Annotated in this window: 17 protein-coding genes and 2 pseudogenes; 13 read left to right on the top strand and 6 right to left on the bottom strand. The window is 51.0% G+C overall.

What is annotated here, in order from left to right:
* Window positions 1-161: 161 nt before the first annotated feature.
* Together MKY58_RS20650 and MKY58_RS20645 are read left to right on the top strand one after the other, a co-directional pair.
* Window positions 162-818 (top strand): response regulator transcription factor, encoded by a 657-nt coding sequence (locus tag MKY58_RS20650; RefSeq protein ID WP_036714954.1) that lies wholly within the window; start codon window positions 162-164, stop codon window positions 816-818.
* Window positions 819-898: 80 nt separating this feature from the next.
* On the top strand, window positions 899-2,122 hold the full coding sequence (locus MKY58_RS20645; RefSeq protein WP_339321896.1) for a PLP-dependent aminotransferase family protein: 1,224 nt from the start codon (window positions 899-901) through the stop codon (window positions 2,120-2,122).
* Here the strand turns inward: MKY58_RS20645 and MKY58_RS20640 are convergent.
* Window positions 2,119-2,862, bottom strand: coding sequence for a DUF2161 family putative PD-(D/E)XK-type phosphodiesterase (locus MKY58_RS20640; protein WP_339321895.1), 744 nt, complete (start codon window positions 2,860-2,862; stop codon window positions 2,119-2,121). The genes MKY58_RS20645 and MKY58_RS20640 overlap by 4 nt on opposite strands.
* A gap of 238 nt (window positions 2,863-3,100) precedes the next feature.
* Here MKY58_RS20640 and MKY58_RS20635 point away from each other — a divergent pair, with 238 nt between their 5' ends.
* The 3 genes from MKY58_RS20635 to MKY58_RS20625 all read left to right on the top strand — a co-directional run bounded on the left by MKY58_RS20635 (window position 3,101) and on the right by MKY58_RS20625 (window position 7,414).
* Window positions 3,101-4,996: a PrkA family serine protein kinase gene (locus MKY58_RS20635; protein ID WP_339321894.1), complete on the top strand. Its 1,896-nt coding sequence runs from the start codon at window positions 3,101-3,103 to the stop codon at window positions 4,994-4,996.
* 247 nt (window positions 4,997-5,243) lie between these two features.
* A complete protein-coding gene (locus MKY58_RS20630; protein ID WP_339321893.1) occupies window positions 5,244-6,257 on the top strand; it encodes a globin-coupled sensor protein in 1,014 nt (337 codons plus the stop codon).
* Between the two features lie 149 nt (window positions 6,258-6,406).
* Window positions 6,407-7,414, top strand: a complete 1,008-nt coding sequence (locus tag MKY58_RS20625; RefSeq protein ID WP_036714951.1) for a LacI family DNA-binding transcriptional regulator — start codon at window positions 6,407-6,409, stop codon at window positions 7,412-7,414.
* Between the two features lie 151 nt (window positions 7,415-7,565).
* On the opposite strand, the pseudogene MKY58_RS20620 reads toward MKY58_RS20625, so the two are convergent.
* Window positions 7,566-7,719 (bottom strand): annotated as a pseudogene (locus MKY58_RS20620) (SpoVR family protein); the annotation flags it as partial.
* A gap of 127 nt (window positions 7,720-7,846) precedes the next feature.
* Between MKY58_RS20620 and MKY58_RS20615 the strand changes: the two are divergent.
* From MKY58_RS20615 to MKY58_RS20595, 5 genes and pseudogenes are all read left to right on the top strand, one after another.
* The gene (locus MKY58_RS20615; RefSeq protein ID WP_339321892.1) at window positions 7,847-8,431 is read left to right on the top strand and encodes a restriction endonuclease; all 585 of its coding nucleotides are present in this window, start codon (window positions 7,847-7,849) and stop codon (window positions 8,429-8,431) included.
* 115 nt (window positions 8,432-8,546) lie between these two features.
* Entirely contained in the window at window positions 8,547-8,780 is a 234-nt protein-coding gene (locus MKY58_RS20610) for a hypothetical protein (RefSeq protein ID WP_339321891.1), read from the top strand.
* Window positions 8,781-9,062 carry a type II toxin-antitoxin system RelE/ParE family toxin gene (locus MKY58_RS20605; protein WP_339321890.1) on the top strand — a complete coding sequence of 94 codons (282 nt, stop codon included), beginning with the start codon at window positions 8,781-8,783 and terminating at the stop codon, window positions 9,060-9,062. It abuts the gene before it with no gap.
* A 108-nt stretch (window positions 9,063-9,170) separates the two neighbouring features.
* Window positions 9,171-9,836, top strand: a pseudogene (locus MKY58_RS20600) (IS3 family transposase); the annotation flags it as partial.
* A 109-nt stretch (window positions 9,837-9,945) separates the two neighbouring features.
* A complete protein-coding gene (locus MKY58_RS20595; RefSeq protein WP_339321889.1) occupies window positions 9,946-10,638 on the top strand; it encodes a response regulator transcription factor in 693 nt (230 codons plus the stop codon).
* A gap of 242 nt (window positions 10,639-10,880) precedes the next feature.
* Here the strand turns inward: MKY58_RS20595 and MKY58_RS20590 are convergent, their stop codons facing one another.
* Entirely contained in the window at window positions 10,881-12,314 is a 1,434-nt protein-coding gene (locus MKY58_RS20590; RefSeq protein ID WP_339321888.1) for a SpoVR family protein, read from the bottom strand.
* A gap of 430 nt (window positions 12,315-12,744) precedes the next feature.
* On the opposite strand from MKY58_RS20590, the gene MKY58_RS20585 reads away from it, so the two are divergent.
* The gene (locus MKY58_RS20585; RefSeq protein ID WP_339321887.1) at window positions 12,745-13,314 is read left to right on the top strand and encodes a Uma2 family endonuclease; all 570 of its coding nucleotides are present in this window, start codon (window positions 12,745-12,747) and stop codon (window positions 13,312-13,314) included.
* 107 nt (window positions 13,315-13,421) lie between these two features.
* Here the strand turns inward: MKY58_RS20585 and MKY58_RS20580 are convergent, their stop codons facing one another.
* Together MKY58_RS20580 and MKY58_RS20575 are read right to left on the bottom strand one after the other, a co-directional pair.
* Window positions 13,422-13,679 (bottom strand): CPBP family intramembrane glutamic endopeptidase, encoded by a 258-nt coding sequence (locus MKY58_RS20580; RefSeq protein ID WP_339321886.1) that lies wholly within the window; start codon window positions 13,677-13,679, stop codon window positions 13,422-13,424.
* 53 nt (window positions 13,680-13,732) lie between these two features.
* The gene (locus tag MKY58_RS20575; protein ID WP_339321885.1) at window positions 13,733-14,260 is read right to left on the bottom strand and encodes a CPBP family intramembrane glutamic endopeptidase; all 528 of its coding nucleotides are present in this window, start codon (window positions 14,258-14,260) and stop codon (window positions 13,733-13,735) included.
* A gap of 244 nt (window positions 14,261-14,504) precedes the next feature.
* Here MKY58_RS20575 and MKY58_RS20570 point away from each other — a divergent pair, with 244 nt between their 5' ends.
* Both MKY58_RS20570 and MKY58_RS20565 read left to right on the top strand, forming a co-directional pair.
* Window positions 14,505-14,933 carry a DUF1992 domain-containing protein gene (locus tag MKY58_RS20570; RefSeq protein WP_339321884.1) on the top strand — a complete coding sequence of 143 codons (429 nt, stop codon included), beginning with the start codon at window positions 14,505-14,507 and terminating at the stop codon, window positions 14,931-14,933.
* A gap of 35 nt (window positions 14,934-14,968) precedes the next feature.
* Window positions 14,969-15,550, top strand: a complete 582-nt coding sequence (locus MKY58_RS20565) for an NADAR family protein (RefSeq protein ID WP_339321883.1) — start codon at window positions 14,969-14,971, stop codon at window positions 15,548-15,550.
* Window positions 15,551-15,638: 88 nt separating this feature from the next.
* Here MKY58_RS20565 and yhbH read toward each other — a convergent pair whose 3' ends face one another.
* Window positions 15,639-16,796 carry a sporulation protein YhbH gene (gene yhbH / locus MKY58_RS20560; protein WP_339321882.1) on the bottom strand — a complete coding sequence of 386 codons (1,158 nt, stop codon included), beginning with the start codon at window positions 16,794-16,796 and terminating at the stop codon, window positions 15,639-15,641.
* Window positions 16,797-17,088 lie beyond the last annotated feature (292 nt).

The following is a 17,088-nucleotide window of genomic DNA, read 5'->3' as shown; positions in this document are numbered from 1 at the left end:
CGGGCATGGTATGTTTAACATTATTTTCCTAATTATGCCTCTGACGCCACGATCTACCTTTTATACGTCTGAAAACAAGCATTTAACGCGCTCATGACTAATCATAAATCAGATGATCAAACATTCATTCCACTTTTATCGATCAGGGGGTTTCAATCGAAATGACGAAGGTTTGGCGGGTCGTGATTGTTGACAGTCACCCCACGAGTATGCTGGGAACCAAATTGATTCTAGAAGAAAGGGAAGAACTTAGGGTTACGGGCATGGGTTCCACCTGGGAGGAAGGGCTGGTGCTCGTGGCCGAACAAAAGCCGGAACTGGTGCTCTTGGACTACCAAATGCCGGAAGGAACGGCGGAAACGCTGCTGGAGAGAATCAAACATGCGTCGCCGGACAGCCACGTGATTATTTTGACCGATACCGACGGGATCAAGCTGTTGCATTCGATCGTCAATTTGGGCGGAAGCGGAATTTTGTCGAAACAGGCGTCCGCGGCCCAATTGATGCTAATGATCGACGGGCTGCGCGAAGGGCTTGCGATGCTGCCGATGGATTGGCTGAAAAACGGGATTTGGCAGGTGCAGCCGGCGGTGATCGACGGCGGGTTGTATCATTTGACGGAAACCGAAATTTTCATCATGGAACGGATCGTACAGGGCATTACCTATGATAAAATCGCGATGGAAATTTCCGTCAGCCGGCGTTCGATCGACAATTATTTGCGTAAAATATACGTAAAGCTCGGCGTGTCCACCCGGGCCCAAGCGATCGAAAAGTTCGCGCTGACCATGAGACAAAAAAGTCCTGTTTTCAATTGATCCGGGATATATATAACATGTAGAAGAGAAGATACATACCGGATCGCCGGTGATTGGAACTGGGAGAAGGAGGAGATATCATGCAGTATTCCTTTGCGGAGCGCACGAAGGCGATGCTTTCGTCGCCGATTCACTTCATGAGATCGCTGTCTACTCGGGAATCGTTCATTTCTTTTGCCGAGGAACTTCCCGCCGAGGAGTTGTTCCCGATTTCGTCACTGGAGGCTGCCGCGGCAGCCGTCATTTCCAAAAGCCCTGCGGCGCTGCAATACGGCGAGCCGCAGGGCTATTTGCCGCTTCGGGAATGGCTGTGCAAGGATTTTCAGGAACGCAAGGGAACGGATGTGCATGCGGGACAGGTGCTGCTCACGACCGGCAGCCAGCAGGCGATGGACCTTTTAGCCCGCGTATACGTTGAGCCTGGCGATCCGGTGCTGGTCGAGCAGCCGACGGCTCCGGGATTTTTGCAAATCCTGAAGATGCAAGGAGCGTCGATCGTGCCGGTCGAAGGGGATGCGGAGGGGATCAACCCGGAGCGGTTGCTTGAGGAAGCGGAGAGGCTGAAACCGAAGCTTCTGCTCGTATCGCCGAACTTCACGAATCCGACCGGAATATTGTGGAGTCTGGAACGCCGGCGGGAGGTTCTGGATATATGTAAATCGCGGAAAATCCTCATCGTGGAGGACAATTCCTATGGCGACCTTCATTTCGGGGGAATCGGGGCAAAGGCGTTTTACCGCGAGCATCCCTCCCTGTATTCGCTGGACGATGCGGGAAACGGGGGGCAGGTGCTGCATATCGGCTCCTTCAGCAAAACGGTCGTTCCCGCGCTTCGTACGGGCTGGGCGGCCGGCAACAAAAAGATGATCGATACGATGGTCATGGCCAAACAGCTGGCGGATTGGCAGTCGAGCCATTTCAACCAGTGCCTTCTCCACTATCTGCTTGAATCTTCTACCTTTAATATCCATGAACATATCCGGATGCTGAACCGCGAGTACGAAACGAGACTCAAGCTGATGACGGAACTGCTGAAGCGCCCGGCGTGGAAACAAGTAAGCTTCGAGGTGCCCCGGGGCGGCATGTTCCTGTGGGTAAAGCTCCCGGATGCCCTGGACGGCGTCGCCCTGCTGAAATGTTCGCTGGATAAAGGCGCCGCGTTTTTGCCGGGCTCATTGTGTTATCCGAATGGGGGCGGCAGCGGATATATCCGCCTGAACTTCACGCATCCCGGCCGGGATGAGCTGCTGCTCGGGATGAATTTGATCGGCGAAGCGATCTCGGAATTCACGGCCCGGAGTTAACGTTTGCCGGCCGGTTCCGCCGCGGATGAAGAAGCGGTTTCGAGCACCCCGGCATATTCCTTGAGGCTTTCGGTTCCGGCTGCCGAGAGCACGTAACGGCCGCGCCTGATCCGTTCAAACCATCCGTAATAATTATGCTGCAGGATGGCCGCCGCGTTGCCGATGCCGGTCAGGCTGCGAAGCTGGGCGGGAGACGCGCCTTCCGGAGGTGCGGCCGCCAGGGCTTGCGCGACGCGCAGCGCTTTTTCGCGGTAGGCGGTAACCAGCTTTGCCCGGCTGCTTCCGCCGACGTTATAATCCCCGCTGCGTTCGTGGAACTCGTACAATAGGCGCTCCTTGCGTTTTTGCCTGACGGGTTTCGCCGGCTCCTGGACGCCCGGTTCGCAGAGCACTTCGACAAAAGGTTGTTTCGTTTTATAAAACGTAATCGTGATGAGGCCGAATCCCAGCTTGCGGCACAATTTCGCAATATCGCCCCAACGCTGATTGACAGCTCCGCGCTTGGCCCTGCTCCGTTCGACCGCCAAATAAACGCGGGAACTTAGCTGAAGACGTTCCATCCCCTGCAGCAGCAGCGCGAGATTGAACGTTTTTTTCATTTCCACGATCAAGGGCTCCGCCTCCGCCGGATGCACCCCGACCAAATCGCAGTGCCGCACCTCTCCTTTGATTTCGTAGCCCCGCTGTTCGAAAAAAGCCTTCAGCGGCTCATACAGCTCGGTTTCATGCCGTACGGTCATGATCATTCCCCTTTGCTTCCAAGACGGTTGATTTCCTATATTATAACATTCGATAAAAGACAATCCTCCTTTCGCGAAAAAATAGGTCAACTAATCCCATGGTTCCGCATAGGTATGTAATACACTTTTCGATCAATGGATTTGCGAATATGAACAAAGAAAAACGGGATGAAAGTTGACCCTTGACGCTTTGATGGAATTTTTGACAACTCATAACGTAGTCATAGGAGGTACTAGCATGGATATTTTCGAACGCGTTGCGGCCTATCGGGCAGAAAGTGATCAACTTGCGTGGAACGGCACCTTTAAAGATTACATCGAGCTGCTCCGTAAAAATCCTTCGGCGGCGGTCACGGCTCATGCACGCGTGTATGACATGATCAAGTCGTACGGCGTGGAGGAGGTTGGCGGCCATAAGCGTTATAAATTTTTCGAGCAGGAGATTTTCGGCCTGGACCGGTCCATCGAGAAGCTCGTGGAGGAATATTTCCATTCCGCGGCGCGCCGGCTTGACGTCCGCAAACGGATCCTGCTGCTGATGGGCCCGGTTAGCGGCGGCAAATCTACGCTGGTCACTCTCCTAAAACGGGGCCTGGAAAAATACTCGCGAACGGAACAGGGAGCGCTTTATGCCATAGACGGCTGCCCGATGCACGAGGAACCGCTGCATTTGATCCCGATCGAGCTCAGGCCCGAAGTGGAGAGGGAGCTTGGCGTCCGCATCGAGGGGAATTTATGCCCTTCCTGCCAAATGCGCCTGAAGCTGGAGTACGGCGGTGACATCGAAAAGGTGCCCGTAACCCGCGTGATCATTTCCGAGGATGCCAGGGTGGGGATCGGCACGTTCAGCCCTTCCGACCCGAAATCGCAGGATATCGCCGATCTGACCGGCAGCATCGACTTTTCGACGATCACCGAATACGGCTCGGAATCGGACCCGCGGGCCTACCGTTTTGACGGCGAATTGAACAAGGCCAACCGGGGGCTGATGGAATTCCAGGAAATGCTGAAGTGCGACGAGAAGTTTTTGTGGAATTTGCTTTCCTTGACCCAGGAGGGCAATTTCAAAGCAGGCCGTTTCGCGCTGATATCGGCGGATGAATTGATCGTCGCGCATACGAACGAAGCGGAATACAAAGCGTTTATTTCCAACAAGAAAAACGAAGCGCTGCAATCGCGGATGATCGTCATGCCGATTCCATACAACCTGAAGGTTTCCGAGGAAGAGAAAATCTACAACAAGCTGATCAAGCAAAGCGATATGCAGCATGTGCATATTGCGCCGCATGCGCTGCGAGCCGCAGCCATTTTTTCCATCCTGACCCGCCTGAAGGAAACGAAAAAACACGGCATGGATCTGGTCAAAAAAATGCGGATGTACGACGGGGAGGAAATCGAAGGCTTCAAGGAAGCCGACCTGAAGGAAATGCAGTCCGAGTATTTGGAAGAAGGCATGTCCGGCGTGGATCCGCGGTATGTCATCAACCGCATTTCCAGCGCTTTGATCAAGCAGGACCTTCAGTGCATTAACGCGCTGGACATTTTGCGGGCGATCAAGGACGGACTCGACCAGCACGCCTCCATCACCAAGGACGAACGGGAGCGTTATTTGAATTTTATCGCCGTTGCCCGCAAGGAATACGATGAGCTCGCCAAAAAAGAAGTCCAAAAAGCGTTTGTGTACTCTTTTGACGAGTCGGCAAAAACGCTTTTTGAAAATTACCTGGACAATATCGAAGCTTTCTGCAACATGTCCAAAATCCGCGATCCGCTGACCGACGAGGAGATGAATCCGGATGAGCGCCTGATGCGTTCGATCGAGGAACAGATCGGCATTTCGGAAAACGCCAAAAAGGCGTTCAGGGAAGAAATCATGATCCGCATATCGTCCTACTCGCGCAAAGGGAAAAAATTCGAATACCACAACCACGACCGGCTGCGCGAAGCAATCGAAAAGAAATTGTTTGCCGATCTGAAAGACATCGTCAAAATCACGACCTCCACCAAAACGCCGGATGCAACGCAGCTGAAGCGGATCAACGAAGTCAGCAAACGTTTGATGGATGACCATGGATATTGCCCGGTCTGCGCGAATGAATTGCTGAGATACGTGGGAAGTTTGCTGAACCGGTAAAAAGCGGAGCCGTCCTCGGACAGAGGGCGGTTTTTTTCGGTTCCGGATCTCCGTTTCGGAGCCCCTTCAAACGTTCGGGCTAGAGCCAGGGGAGGGGCAGGCGCTCCCGCCGGATTTTTCAGGTACAGAAAAGATTTGCAAAAAAATGATTCAAATCTAGTGGATTACGCGTCGATATAGTCTATAATATACAAAGTTAGCATTTTAAACGGAAAAATTTAGGACTAAAGAAGGAGATGCCTGATCCATGATCAATATATCCCCGAAACGGCAGCAGCAGCTGAATTACATCAAGTTGACCGAGCAGGATATGGAAATTCTGGCGCAACACCGTCCCGTATTCGAGAAAGTCGTCGAAGAGGTGGTGAACCGTTTTTACGCCCATATTGCGACGGAGCCGGAGCTGATGGAGATCATCGGCAGATTCACCACCACCGATAGATTAAAAGAAACGCAAAGGAAGTACTGGCTGTCGCTGGCCGAAGGCAGGATCGACGATGCGTATTTGGAGAGACGGGTCGCGATCGGCCTTGTGCATTCCCGCGTCGGGCTCGGCGTCGAATATTATCTCGGCAGTTATATGACTTATCTGGACATCGCGACGGATTTGCTCCGGCAGGCCGTGCCGGATCAGTGGACCAAGGTCGTGTTTTCGCTCAGCAAAATGTTCAATCTCGACTCCCAGCTGGTGCTTGAAGCGTACGAGATGAAAGAAAAAGAGAAGCTGAAAGATTTGGCGGACGAAAAAGAGCATGTGCTGCAGGCGGTGACCGAAGTCGTGCAGCAGCTCACCGGCATGATTGCGGAGCTGAACGAAAGCGCCGGACAGATCGCGGTGACCGCGCAGGTAACGGCCGATTCCCAGGAGACGGCTCACGCGCTGATGGACGAGCTGCACGAGGACGTGCAGCAGATCGAAAGCATGGGCGCCTTGATCAAAGCGATCTCCGACCAGACGCATTTGCTGGGGCTCAATGCCGCGATCGAAGCCGCGCACGCCGGGGACATGGGCAGAGGTTTCGCGGTGGTCGCGGGCGAGGTGCGCAAGCTGGCGGCGCATTCGCGGGAAGCGCTCGAGCAGATCCAGGACAAGGTATCGGGCATTATGGAACGGCTGAGCCGCGTCCAGGCGGAAACGGAAAAAACGACGGTTCATGCCAGGGAACAGGCGAGCAGCTCGCAAGAACTGGCATCGTTTGTGAACGTGATCGAAAAGCTGACGCAGGATCTGGCGGAAATCCAGAAACGAAGCCAAAGCTGACCTGGAACGGATTGTTTAATCTTCCATTTTCCTGCAAAATAAATCGTATATTCGCTCCACCATTCTAGTATAATAGAGTATGGCATCATGAGGATGAGGCAGACGATACATTAAAAGCGTTTCGGCAATCCGTCGTTTGGGGTGATTGAATGGCTTCGATCCATGATGTGGCTAAGGAAGCAGGGGTATCGGTTGCAACCGTATCCAAAGTAATAAACCATTACCCGGATGTCAGCGAAAAAACGAGAAAAAAAGTGAAACATGCGATTGCGCGGCTTCGTTACCGTCCCAATGTCATTGCGAGAGGCCTCGTCACCGGCAGATCCTGGACCGTCGGGGTCCTCATTCACGTTCCTTTTACGAACCCGTACGTATCGATGCTGCTGGAAGGAATCAAAACGGCGCTGGAACATAGCGGGTATGATTTGATGCGTTTGTCCGCGCGGCTGAACGATCCGGACTATTCCTTCATCGACCATTGCCAAAGCCGGAATTTGGACGGGGTTGTCGTCTTCGGCGTGGAAAAGGACCACCGCAGCATCCAGGAACTGATCCAGTCCGGCATTCCGACGATGTTCGTGGACACGGACGCCACCGGTCTCCGGGCGGGCAATATTACGACGGACAACCGGAACGGCATCCGGATGGCGGTCCGCCATCTGTTCGAGCTGGGACATCGCCGGATCGCTTATTTGGCGGGCGTTTCCGGCCAGGACGTCAACGAATTGCGTTTGGCGGGATACCGGGAAGGGCTGGAGGTTTTTTCGCTTCCCTATCGGGCCGATTATGTCGCGGACGGCGACTATTCCTACGACAGCGGCATCCGCGGAATGAATATGCTGTTGGATCTGGCCCAGCCTCCGACGGCGGTCATCTGCACCTCCGACATGGCGGCCTTTGGGGCGATCCGGGCGGTCGAAGCGCGGGGGTTATCCGTTCCCGGCGATATTTCCGTCGTCGGTTTCGATAATATTTTCGAAGCGGAGCTGTTTAAACCCAGGCTGACGACCATCAACCAAAATATTCATGCCATCGGCGTCAAATCGATCGAAGCGCTGATTGCCATGATCAAACATCCCGGAGATCCGCCGCCGGTCTTGACGGAACCGTCCAGCTTGATCGTCCGCGAATCGACGGGGAAAGCGAAGGATGCATAATGCCGGGAAGGAAGAAGGAAGAACATGCCTCGAGGAGGGCTCGGGAGCATGTTCTTTTTTGATGCAAAATTTCCACATCCGGGCAAATGCATAACATGGATCGGGAGTTATTGACGAGCTCATAAATTTTGCAAAGCCCGAAAGCATATTACAGTTTCATTTTGTTAAAGGCTTTGCCGAAGCTCCATTTTGTGGGCATGCCGTATGCTCTAAAGGTATAGATGATATCGGACGGGTAAATCTCGTTCCGCATTGGGATAGAAATCAAGTCCGAGTCCAGTTGCGAACTCTGTAATTTCAGCAATAGCTCCTTTAAATCTAAAGAAAACATTTCCATTCCTCCATTTCTGATGTTGGTTATCTGCTTGCAGCAAAGCGGCTGATTGAAATGCCTGTCGGTTGGTAAGGATGGATATAAGGGAGTGATGCTAAATGACGGTGCTGTTCAGTTTATCGATAATAGCCATTTGTTATATACTGTATCTGTATTACAATCAAAAACGCATGTTAGAGAATTATCACAGCAATGCGCTCGATGCGTTCTCGTCACACGAAGATATGAAGGAGACCCTTCGTATTGGTTTGTATAATCGTTTCAAGCGGGAGTTGGAGCAGGAGAAAGACAATGATCCGTTAATGTTTGAACATTTTGTTGCTGATATCTTGACAACCGTTCGAGGTGGTAACACTTACGTTACTAAGAGTTCAGGAGATTTTGGTGTCGATATTGAAGAACAAACTGAAAACGGATTGTACCTGGGGCAAGTGAAATGTTACAACGATATGAATCTGGTTGGATTTGGACCAATCGCGATTATCCATTCCCAGATGGTTAAGCAAGGTGCGGTAGGGGGTTATGTGGTGACGACAAGTGATTTTACATCTAATGCTCGTATCTACGCTGAAGGATTAAATATTGACTTAATTAACGGCAGACAGTTGGTGGAGCTATGGCTGGAACATTTGGAGACCAAACGTGAAGAGGTTGAGGTGCTAAATCCAATACCGCAAATGTAATTGACGCTCAAGCGACAGTTATTTACTAATGAGCTGCAGGTTGAATATATGCTATAATTCAGCTATGAGAGTTATGCTTAGCAGGCTAGCGATATCTTCGAAGGAGGTTGCAAGGATGAATTTTAGTCTAAGAGCTCCTGACGGTACGGTGATTGAATCGTATCATAAAGACCGCAAAGAATTTATTCGGATTGATGGCATGGAATATGAAGTGTACAATCCGGTAGATGATTTAGATTCCGACCCTGAGATTAGACAAATGATCGAAGCTTCTGAAAAGGACATTCACCAAGGAAAACTTTACTCGACAGATGATTTGATTGAAGCGGTAAAGCGTGGTGAAGTGTAATTGATTGTTCAGTGGACCGAAACGGCAGTGCGCCGACTCCATCAAATCAAGAGCGATCATTACACAGAACAAGAAACGGTGGAATACAAGATTAATCTCATTCGACGCGTAGAAGATAAAGTGATTAGGATGGGAACGACCATGCCATCTCGGGAATACCGTAATATTTTCTACTGCATGGTTGACCGCTATATTGTGTCTTACAAGGTGCTGAATAATGGTGAGCGATATGTGATTACCTCTTTCAAGCACGGGGCAATGAAGCGCACTTTTAAATTTTAACGAAAGCCGGATCCATATTAAACTGTACCCTATCGAGAAGACACTTTAAAAAAGTCTCTCGGTAGGGTACTTTTGTTTATAAGCAAAACGATGGGGAGGGGGAATTGGCGGATCATGAAAAAATACGGCATTTTGTGCCCTTTCAGGAAGGCAAATCCCTATAAGAGAATGATGAAAGCTACTCATGAGCACCGGGTCGTTCCTAACCTGCTGAATCGGGAATTTAAGCAGAATGTTCCTGGTAAGGTATTGCTGACGGATATCACCTATCTATTCTACGGTTCAAGTAAGAAAGCCTATTTACCAACAATCAAGGACAGTTCAACCAATGAAATTCTGGCCTATCATGTATCAGACCGGATCACAATGGACCTTGCGACAGATACCCTTCTTAAGCTTAAGAAAAACAGAAGCTTTAAAAAGGCCGATGGTGCCTTCATTCATTCTGATCAGGGATCTCATTATACACATCCGGATTTTCAAAAAATGGTTAAGAAAATGAAATTGAAACAATCCATGTCCAGGCGGGGAAACTGCTGGGATAACGCCCCTCAGGAATCCTTTTTTGGCCATTTTAAAGATCAGGCCTCCATTAAATCTTGTTTGACTTTGAACGAGTTAAAACAGGAGATCAAGTCCTACATGACCTATTACAACCACTATAGATATCAATGGAATTTAAAAAAAGATGACCCCTGTTCTCAATACAGAGATCATCTTCTTCAATCTGCCTGGGCTTTTTTAAGAATGTCCTTTACAAGCGGTACAGTTTAGGCTCGGGAGCATGTTCTTTTTTGATGCAAAATTTCCACATCCGGACACCATTCATTATAATAGGTACAACCGGAAAAACGGCTGCTGCAGGCAGCGGGAGGGCTGACTGATGAATCAAAAAAAAGTGCTGGTTGCAGACGACGAGGAAAGCATCCGCAGCGCTATCGTATATGCATTGAAACGCGAAGGGTTTGAGGTCGCAACGGCGGCGGATGGGGAGGAGGCCCTGCAAAAGGCCGCTTCGTTCCGCCCCGATCTGATCGTCCTGGACGTCATGATGCCCAAACTGAACGGCTACGAGGTTTGCAGGAGGCTGGAACATGAGAAAGGGCTTGGCATCCTATTGCTGACGGTGAAAAACGATATCGTCGACAAAGTGCTCGGACTCGAGCTTGGCGCAGACGATTTCATGAGCAAACCGTTCGATATCCGCGAGCTCGTCGCCCGTGCCAAATCGATCGTCCGCCGGCTGGACAAAGGAAGCGACGGGACGTCTTCGCCCGACTCGGAGGTATACCGCCTCGAAGGCTTAAAAGTCGATACGGTCCGGCGAACGGCGGAGATGAACGGCGAACCGATGGATTTGACGCCGAAAGAATTCGACCTGCTGGCGCTTTTGGTGTCCCATGCCGGACGTGTATATACCCGCGAGGATTTGCTCGATCTCGTATGGGGGATGGCGTATTTCGGCGGTACGCGCACCGTGGACATCCATATTCAGCGCCTGCGCAAAAAGCTTGGGGACGCCCATTATTTGTTGCAAACGGTATACGGGATCGGGTATAAGGCGATGGAGAAATAAGCGGAACGTGGGACGGACAAAAAATAAGCAACCTCGCTTCCGGTGTAGACCGAAGCCAAGGTTGCTTATTGCCGTTGCTTGTTTATGAGGGCTGCAAGAGGCTCTAAGTCGACGAGGCCTCGCCTTTTCTCTCTCGCGTACTCCGCCTCATTGCAAAAATGGCCTTGCGCCGGCTTCTTACCGGGCAAGACCACTTTTTTTCTTCGTACCTTTGGCTTTTTCTTGGCCTTAAAACCCAAACATCACACAAACTTGCGGTGCAGCTTTTTGCCGTCGTACGAAAACATCACTTTTTTATCTTCGATCACCGTCTCGAGATGCACCGTGCGTCCCCACAGCTGATACACGTAGGGCATCGTGCGTTCCATGTATTTCAGGTCGAGTTCGGTGCCTTCGTATTCATGCCGGATGACCATTTCCCCGTTCCGCATGTAATCCCCGTCGGACACGACCAGGTACGGGTTGCCGCCGTTGACCCTGGAGACGACGAGCTGGTCGCGGACGCGTTCCCAGGCTTTGTCGGTAATTTTCCATTCCGGGCCTTTTTTCTCGAATACGTATAAATCCAAATCATCGGTCAGTTCTTTCGTCAAATAGTTGCGGATAAAGGAAATATCGGAATCGTACTCGCGTACCTCGAATATTTTTTGGCGCCCCTGCCCGGGTTTGCGTCCGGCAAGCTCCTGCTCTTCCCGGGTCGGGTGATCCCAGCGCCGCTCGATATCCTCGAAAATTTTCAGCCCCAAATAATACGGGTTCAGGCTGTTGCGCGACGGCTGCACGACGGAGGCATTCAGTTTGGCGAATTCGATCGTTTCCTCGCTCGCGAGGTCCAGCTCCCGGATGATGCGCTGATGCCAATACGAAGCCCAGCCTTCGTTCATGATTTTCGTTTCGATTTGCGGCCAAAAATACAGCATTTCCTCGCGCAGCATGCTCATGATGTCCCGCTGCCAGTCCTCCAGCACTTCGGAAAACTCCTGGATGAACCACATGATGTCTTTTTCCGGTTCGGGCGGGAAACGGCGCGGGCCTGGTTCGCCTTTTTCTTTGTTTCTGGGCTCATCCAGGCTCCACAGATCGTCGTATTCGCTGGTTTTCGGCTCGCGTTTGGCCGATTCTTTTTGTTCTTTGATTTTGTATTCCATGTATTGCTGCTTATCGAAATGCTGCGGTTTGATGAGCTGCGGATCGACATGCTCCTGGATGCTCAGGACGGCGTCGATGAAATTTTCAACGGCTTCGGTGCCGTATTCCATTTCGTAGCGGCTGATCCGTTCGGCCGTGGCCGACATGCTCTCCACCATGTTGCGGTTGGAAGCGGAGAAGCGGTAATTGTTTTTGAAAAAATCGCAGTGGGCGAGGACGTGCGCGACGATCAGCTTGTTTTGGATCAGGGAATTGCCGTCGAGCAAAAACGCGTAGCAGGGGTTGGAGTTGATGACCAGCTCGTAAATTTTGCTGAGCCCGAAGTCGTATTGCATCTTCATTTTGTTGAAGGTTTTGCCGAAGCTCCAGTGCGAGAATCGGGTCGGCATGCCGTAGGCGCCGAAGGTATAAATAATGTCTGCCGGGCAGATTTCGTAACGCATCGGATAATAATCCAGGCCAAAACCGTCGGCAATTTCCATGATTTCGCGGATGGCATATTCGAGTTGTTTGATTTCATCGCTCATGAGTAAGTAGCTCCTTCCCAGTGTCCAGAAGAACGCCGGTAAGCGCCGAACGGGTTAAAATCATGATGTTACAGCTTTACGGGATGGATGCTGCGATTAGCGCCGGGGGCGGTTCTCCTTGAAAATCCTCCAGTACATTGTATGCAGCGGATGTGCGATTTAATAATGCAACGATGGACGATTGTCCTGGATGTGAAATTTGAATTGACCATTCTCTAAGGGTTACGTAAGGGAACATTCCGACCCGGGGTTCCTCGGACGATTTATGTTATAATTCAGTTACTGATGGGTTCAGCAACCGGAATTTTTAGATCCGCTCTGAAGCGGATCGCAAACATGACAAAGTTTAGATCAGAGATGAATTGAACGGGTGAAATTAGGATCACTTTAGCCATTTGTACGGATTGAATACGAAGGAGGTTTGAGACTTATGTCGAATCCGGATGAGAAGAAGCTGCACACCTATCAAGATTGGTTGACATGGGACGGGGCATGGGAACTAATTAACGGCAAGGCGTATAACATGTCGCCGGCTCCGACAGCCCTTCACCAGTTTGTTGTGGGGGAGCTCCATTTCGCGCTGCGGACGCACTTGCAGAATCAGAGCTGTTATGTGTTTGTTGCTCCGTTCGACGTGTTCTTCAGTGAGAGCGATTCAAATGATGTGCCTGATCATGTGACGCAGCCGGATTTGTCGGTGGTCTGCTCCAAGCATCAGATTTCCAAAAACGGCTGTCATGGCGCGCCGACGATGATTATCGAAGTGTTGTCGCCCTCAACTGCACTGAAGGATTTCAATGAGAAGTTCAATCTTTATCAGAAATACGGAGTCCAGGAATATTGGATCGTCGATCCCGGCAATCGCACGGTTCATGTCAATATGCTGCAGGATGGCTTGTACCAGGTGCGAAACTTATATACAGAGCAGGATGACGTACGGTCGAACATCTTCAAGGATTTTCAGATATCGCTTTGCAAGTTGTTTAACTTGGAAGCCTAATATAGATAAAGCCGATTCCAGCGGGAGAGTCGGCTTTTTTCTTCCAAAAATTAAGCACGGTTCTCCCTGGAAAACTCCCAGTACATTGATTACGGCGGATGTGCGATTTAATCATGCGAGCCTGGGTTCGGCTTGGTTTCCACAAGCAGCTTCTTCCAAATCCATATGGCAGCGACGGCCCAAACTACGATGGTCACGATCCCGCTTTCTCCGGCGACGTAAGACCAGCCCGCGGATTTTACGAAAAACAACTGCTCCAGCCAGCTGCGCGACAAATTGATGATCATGTGAATGACGACGGCCGGCCATACGCTTTGGCTCCGCCAGCGAACCCAACCCATAAAAACCGACAAAGGAAAAATCATGACAGTAAACAGCAACAAATTGATCCAGACGTTCCCGTCCTCGTTATAGCCGTTCAGATAAAAGGATAATGGAAGCAGGTCCACACGGCTGCGGTGATCAGGATCGATTTTTTGATGCCGAACGCTTGGGTCAGTCTGGGCTGCAAATACCCGCGCCAGCCGATTTCCTCCCCGAAGGAAAAAATGAACATCATGATCAGCATGACCGGCGCCCAGGAGTTCCGCGTGATATACCCTACGTATTGGGGAACGGTAAAATGGGCCGCGCCTTTGGCGAGAAATTCGGCGGAAGGCAGGTCCACGATGCCGAAGGCCCAAGCGCCGAGAAAACCGACCGTAATCGGAACGATCGACAGCAGTGCAGCCGCGTACCATTTCAACCCGCCGATTTTGGTGATGCCGAGCAGCTTCAGGGCTTCCTTTCGTCCGGGCAGGACGATGAGCAGCAGCATGACGGTAATCAGGGGCGCGAGCTGGCTGATGGCAACCAAGGCCGTAATTTTCGATAGATTGGCAAGCAGCGTCAGCAGTAACACAAGGATGCTAAAGGCCGCACCGGAGAAAGCAAATGATTTATTCATAGGAAATTCGTTCCTTTCATGTATGTGTTGGACCCATTGTAGAAGACGATTATCAAGAATTTATAAAGACGCTGGATTTGGATCGGATTTTTTTCGAATCCCGTTCTCCGGCTTTTTAGAATTTGAAAAATTTTCAAATATGGTTTGGCGGCCTGCCGCACGCCCCGTGCTACAATAAAATTGAAAATGCATCATTTTTAAATTCTTGAGGTTCATCCATTTTCTTGAAATGAGGTGGCGCGTTTTGGACTGGAATGACCGTAAAAAGAAAGCGGCGCAGGAAGTTCAGCAGCACACGACCGATGAGAGGCATGAACATCTATCCGCGCGGGAAGGCATGATCGAATCGGCTGTCGACGCATTCGCCAAAAACGGCGGGTTTAACGATTTGCCCGGCAAAGGAAAACCGATCAAAATCGAAGCAGGGGACGTGCTGACGTCCATCCTGAAAAACGCCAATGTTCAGCCGCCCTGGATCGAGCTCCGGAAGGAAATCGCCGCGGATTTGAAGCGGGTCGCAGACCGGAAGCCGTCGGTGGCGGAGATGGAAGCCGAGCTTGAAGCCATTAATCAGAAGATCCGGAAATACAATCGGCTGGTCCCGAATTCCCTCTTGCAAAAAGGGCTCGTGTCGGCCGCAAACGTTGAATCGGCTTGCGAGAAATGGGTTTAACCCGGCGACCACGGCTGAATGATGTAGGAGGTAACATGTATTCCATTCAAGAAATAAGACAGCAATTCCAAAAAGGCCGGAAGCTGAAATACGTTTTTTTCTGGGGGCATCAGCCCGCAGCAGACGGCAGCGTTACCAAAAGCTGTTTCAGCCAGTGGTGGCCCTGCAGGTTCACCGAGGACGGCGTCTCGTACACCAGCGCCGAACATTATATGATGGCCGGGAAGGCAAGGCTTTTTGGGGACGAAGAGATGCTGGAGCGCATTTTGGCGGCCAAACACCCGAAGCAGGCAAAAGACTTGGGCCGGAAGGTGAGAGGTTTCGATCCGAAAGTATGGGATGAGGAAGGTTATCGCATCGTCGTACGCGGCAACCTGGCGAAATTTTCCCAAAACGAGGAATTAGGGCAGTTTTTGCTTGGTACCGGAACGCGGGTGCTGGTGGAGGCGAGTCCCGTCGACCGCATCTGGGGAGTCGGGCTTGCAGCCGATGACGAGCGGATCGAAAATCCGCTGTTGTGGCAAGGAAACAACCTGCTCGGATTTGCTCTGATGGATGTCCGGGACCGGTTGCGGGCCGATGCCGACGGGAAGGGACACGGGGCATTTCTGTCGTAGTTTATCGTAACCAAAAAAGACGTTGCCCGGCTGCAATGCCTGCATGCCGGCAGCGTCTTTATTTATGATCCACCCGTCGTCTTAACTTTCAGTTCAGCGCGGCCTCCTGTTTGCGGAAAAACGTCCGCAGCGCCTGGTACACCTCGCCTTTTTCCTTGATGACATAATACATGAACTGATCCAGTTTAATATTGCGGTATGCCGACATCAGCGTGCTGCTGCGATTGTATTGGTTGACTTCGCCGTAACCGAACATGTTGCTGACTTTGAGCAGCTCCCCGATCAAGCGCACGCAGCGTTCGTTGTCGGAGGTCAGGTTGTCGCCGTCGGAAAAATGGAACGGATAAATGTTGTACTTGGACGGCGGGTAACGCCGGTCGATGATTTCAAGCGCTTTTTGGTACGCGGACGAGCAAATGGTGCCGCCGCTTTCCCCCCTTGTGAAAAAATCCTCCTCGGAAACTTCCTTCGCTTCCGTATGATGCGCCACAAACACGATATCCACCTTTTCGTACTGCCGCCGCAGAAAACGGGTCATCCAGAAAAAGAAGCTGCGCGCGCAATATTTTTCGAAGGAGCCCATAGAGCCTGAAGTGTCCATCATGGCGATGATGACGGCGCTGGAGTGGGGCACCACGACTTCCTCCCATGTTTTGTACCGCAGATCGTCCGGACTGATATGGTGGATGCCCGGCGTTCCGGACGTGGCGTTGCGGCGCAAATTTTCGAGAATGGTCCGCTTTTTGTCGATGTTGGATTGCATGCCTTTTTTGCGGATGTCGTTGAAGGTGATTGATTCGGTCTCCACATCCTGCTGGTCCTTCGGCTTCATGAACGGGAGTTCCATTTCCTCGAACAGCATATTTTCCAGGTCTTCCATGCTGACCTCGGCTTCCACGATATCGTATCCCGGCTGGTCTCCGGCTTTTTCGCCCTGTCCGGGCTTTTGCGCCGGATCCCGTCCCAGCACATCCCCTACCTGGCTGTCTCCGTCTCCTTGGCCGACATGCTTCTGCTTTTGGAAGTTATAAATAAAACGGTATTCGTCCAGACTCCGGATGGGCACCTTGATAATCTGTTTACCGTCCGACATGATAATGCTTTCTTCCGTAATGAGATCGGGCAGGTTCTGTTTAATCATTTCCTTCACTTTTTCCTGATGCCGGACTTGATCCTGGTATCCTTTGCGGTGCAGCGACCAGTCCTCCTTGGATACGACAAACAGCGAATGATCGTCAGATGGCATTGTTCAGCACCTCCCATATGCGCGTACTCGGTTAACGAATAAGCCATTATTAATCAAGTATATTCACGCGCGGGGATGATATGTGATACGGACAAAAGCAAATTCGCAAGTTCAAGCCATTGCAAAAAAATCCATATTCAGGCTCATTCCCGAGATTTTCGACTATTTATGACAAATATTTCAAGAATCTTGTAGTATAATGCAATTGTCCTATGATTTAGGACGGATCGCTCATAAGTCTAGCATGACCAATTACATAGCTTTTGAGGGGGTGTGCTCCAGATCATTCACG

Source organism: Paenibacillus sp. FSL W8-0194 (assembly GCF_037969745.1).
Taxonomy (GTDB): domain Bacteria; phylum Bacillota; class Bacilli; order Paenibacillales; family Paenibacillaceae; genus Paenibacillus_AQ; species Paenibacillus_AQ cookii.
The sequence above is the reverse complement of the archived record's forward strand: the minus strand, read 5'-3'. Positions and strand labels throughout refer to the sequence as shown.

Bases quoted from the DNA above. Each gene is read 5' to 3' on its own strand.
- MKY58_RS20630 (WP_339321893.1), top strand. From the start codon at position 5,244: ATGATCAATATATCCCCGAAACGGCAGCAGCAGCTGAATTACATCAAG.
- MKY58_RS20615 (WP_339321892.1), top strand. From the start codon at position 7,847: ATGACGGTGCTGTTCAGTTTATCGATAATAGCCATTTGTTATATACTG.
- MKY58_RS20580 (WP_339321886.1), bottom strand. From the start codon at position 13,679: ATGATTTTTCCTTTGTCGGTTTTTATGGGTTGGGTTCGCTGGCGGAGC.
- MKY58_RS20585 (WP_339321887.1), top strand. From the start codon at position 12,745: ATGTCGAATCCGGATGAGAAGAAGCTGCACACCTATCAAGATTGGTTG.
- yhbH (WP_339321882.1), bottom strand. From the start codon at position 16,796: ATGCCATCTGACGATCATTCGCTGTTTGTCGTATCCAAGGAGGACTGG.
- MKY58_RS20590 (WP_339321888.1), bottom strand. From the start codon at position 12,314: ATGAGCGATGAAATCAAACAACTCGAATATGCCATCCGCGAAATCATG.
- MKY58_RS20575 (WP_339321885.1), bottom strand. From the start codon at position 14,260: ATGAATAAATCATTTGCTTTCTCCGGTGCGGCCTTTAGCATCCTTGTG.
- MKY58_RS20640 (WP_339321895.1), bottom strand. From the start codon at position 2,862: ATGACCGTACGGCATGAAACCGAGCTGTATGAGCCGCTGAAGGCTTTT.
- MKY58_RS20610 (WP_339321891.1), top strand. From the start codon at position 8,547: ATGAATTTTAGTCTAAGAGCTCCTGACGGTACGGTGATTGAATCGTAT.
- MKY58_RS20645 (WP_339321896.1), top strand. From the start codon at position 899: ATGCAGTATTCCTTTGCGGAGCGCACGAAGGCGATGCTTTCGTCGCCG.
- MKY58_RS20625 (WP_036714951.1), top strand. From the start codon at position 6,407: ATGGCTTCGATCCATGATGTGGCTAAGGAAGCAGGGGTATCGGTTGCA.
- MKY58_RS20650 (WP_036714954.1), top strand. From the start codon at position 162: ATGACGAAGGTTTGGCGGGTCGTGATTGTTGACAGTCACCCCACGAGT.
- MKY58_RS20635 (WP_339321894.1), top strand. From the start codon at position 3,101: ATGGATATTTTCGAACGCGTTGCGGCCTATCGGGCAGAAAGTGATCAA.
- MKY58_RS20565 (WP_339321883.1), top strand. From the start codon at position 14,969: ATGTATTCCATTCAAGAAATAAGACAGCAATTCCAAAAAGGCCGGAAG.
- MKY58_RS20595 (WP_339321889.1), top strand. From the start codon at position 9,946: ATGAATCAAAAAAAAGTGCTGGTTGCAGACGACGAGGAAAGCATCCGC.